General features: G+C 67.8%; 1 protein-coding gene. It reads left to right on the forward strand.

Going from position 1 to position 577, the window contains the following annotated elements:
* On the forward strand, window positions 1-577 hold a 577-nt coding region (locus G6W55_RS38160), incomplete at both ends, for an ATP-binding cassette domain-containing protein (protein WP_175525123.1).

Genomic DNA, 577 nt, shown 5'->3' on the forward strand with positions numbered 1-577 from the left:
AACCTGTACAAGCAGTTCGCCGAGCTGCGCCAGCGCATCGGTCTGGTCCCGCAGGACGACATCCTGCACAAGGAACTGACCGTCAACAAGGCGCTCAAGTACGCGGCCAAGCTCCGCTTCCCGGCCGACACCACGGCCGCCGAGCGCGACGCCCGGATCGACGAGGTGCTGCGCGAACTCAAGCTGGACATCCACCGGGGCAAGAAGGTCACCTCGCTCTCCGGCGGCCAGCGCAAGCGCGTCTCGGTGGCGCTGGAGCTGCTCACCAAGCCGTCGCTGATCTTCCTGGACGAGCCGACCTCGGGCCTCGACCCGGGCATGGACCGCGACGTCATGCAGTTGCTGCGCGGCCTCGCCGACGACGGCCGTACGGTCCTCGTCGTCACCCACTCCGTCGCCGAACTCGCCATCTGCGACAAGCTGCTGGTGATGGCGCCGGGCGGTGCGGTCGCCTACTTCGGTCCGCCGGAGGAGGCGCTGAACTTCTTCGGCTACGACACCTGGGCCGATGTGTTCTCCGCCTTCGAGAACTACCGCGACTACGACTGGGCGGGCCGCTGGAAGGGCTCGCAGCACT

Origin of the sequence: Streptomyces sp. CAI-85, assembly GCF_013363615.1 — a bacterium.
GTDB classification, from domain to species: Bacteria; Actinomycetota; Actinomycetes; order Streptomycetales; family Streptomycetaceae; genus Streptomyces; species Streptomyces antibioticus_B.